We start from the raw sequence: 1558 nt of genomic DNA, 5'->3' as shown, positions 1-1558 counted from the left end.
TGTTCATTTATTTAATCGTTTGTCAGACAATTAAATATAATCATTTAATTGATAATGAACAACTTCTTTTTTATTTAGCTAAATGCACCACGGGTTTCTTTAATATATTTTTATTGCAAAGGAAATTATATTTATAATACTATGCGCACCTTGTATAATAAATTCAATAATATTCCCATCTACATCATAAAAATAAAAGGGTGTCTTATTTAAAGAAATTATTTCACAATAGTTAAAACAACTATTACCATTGGGCTTACCATTTTATTATATTTTTATTCTTATTTAATAGAATTTAAGGTTACTATTGCAAATATAACTTTTTTTTAACAAGTTAGCTAATATTGCAATATTTTTACTAGTATCATCTCGATTTGCTGGTGTTATTTTAATCTTTTGTAAACATTATACTCAAATCAAAAAATATATCTTACGGTTTTCTTCCCTTGTTTTTTCTCTGATTTTGATTGATATTATTTTGCCGTTTCTCGGACCTTTTATCTCCTTTTTGAGCTTTCGTTACTCTTGGATCGCTCCATGATTTTTTATAATCTGTATCGGCTTTATTCTCTTTCCACAGGTACGGGTATGCAAAAGTACCGATACCATACCATTTGACTTTCGCTTTGGTTATATAGCCGTTTTCAATCAGGATTTTATCCCGTATACGCATTTCGTATTTGCCGAATTTTACAAACTCATCGGGATTGTTTTTACTGAAAATAACCCTGTTTTTTCATCATTCAGGAAAGCATAAGCAGAAAACTGGCAGCTACCATCACTTTTATTCAACCCTTCAAGGAAAACAGAGCCGTCACCCATCAGGGTTTCTCCCTGCTCTGGTGTTAATTCCACACCTCTCAGGACTATGTTTCGTTTGGCGATTTGGGCTTTGGCTTCCGCCTCTTTCCTTGCTTTCTGTTTGGCTTTTAGCTCAGCTTCCTGCTGTATTTTCTGCTCCTCCTGTTCCCGTAAATACTCCTCCTGCCCTTGCCGTTTTGCTTCTTCAATGTTATTTTCAAACTCCTTTTTGAGGTTTCCGAAGCTAAATTTCCGATCCACTTGTGAACCTTTGAAAGAGATATCATTATAGCGGAACGACACACCTTCAATCTCACCCGTTGTCCGTTTTTGTTTATATTCAAGCTCTATTCCGAACTTTTTCAGAGCAAAGCGCAGGTCAGCCGGATTCTTACAGTTTGACAGAATCGACTTTATGGCATCATGGATATAGTATTTTACTTTATCGGGATTATCTAATTTTTCGCGTTTGACTTTCTCTTTACCTTTACCGTAAGTCAAGTTATATTTGTCTTTTAGCTTCTTGCAAACCTTGATATTTCGCTTGTAATCGTTATTGACGGAGATCAGTTTCAGGTCGTTGTAGATACGGTTGTAGACAATATGCAGGTGCGGGTTTTCTGTGTTTTCGTGCCTGACAATGATGTATTGAGTATTATTGACCCCCATTTCCTGCATATATTCTTTAGCTAACCGGATCATAAATTCATCTGACATCCTTTCTTTATCTTCAGGCGAAAAAGCAATCGGGATATGC

The 1558-nt window shown here is 34.9% G+C and carries 2 protein-coding genes; both read right to left on the bottom strand.

All coding sequences use genetic code 11. From position 1 onward, the window contains the following. Window positions 1–430 precede the first annotated feature (430 nt). Window positions 431–673: a hypothetical protein gene (locus M2448_RS20285; protein WP_280648002.1), complete on the bottom strand. Its 243-nt coding sequence runs from the start codon at window positions 671–673 to the stop codon at window positions 431–433. A 17-nt stretch (window positions 674–690) separates the two neighbouring features. Then, window positions 691–1558, bottom strand: an 868-nt coding sequence (locus tag M2448_RS20280) for a relaxase/mobilization nuclease domain-containing protein (protein ID WP_280648003.1), incomplete at its 5' end; no start/stop codon positions are given.

This window comes from Dysgonomonas sp. PF1-14 (assembly GCF_029892965.1).
Taxonomy (GTDB): Bacteria; Bacteroidota; Bacteroidia; order Bacteroidales; family Dysgonomonadaceae; genus Dysgonomonas.
Note: the sequence above shows the minus strand (reverse complement) of the source record. Positions and strands in the feature narration are given on the sequence as shown.

Coding starts and splice junctions, on each gene's coding strand:
- M2448_RS20285 (WP_280648002.1), bottom strand. CDS start 673: ATGCGTATACGGGATAAAATCCTGATTGAAAACGGCTATATAACCAAA.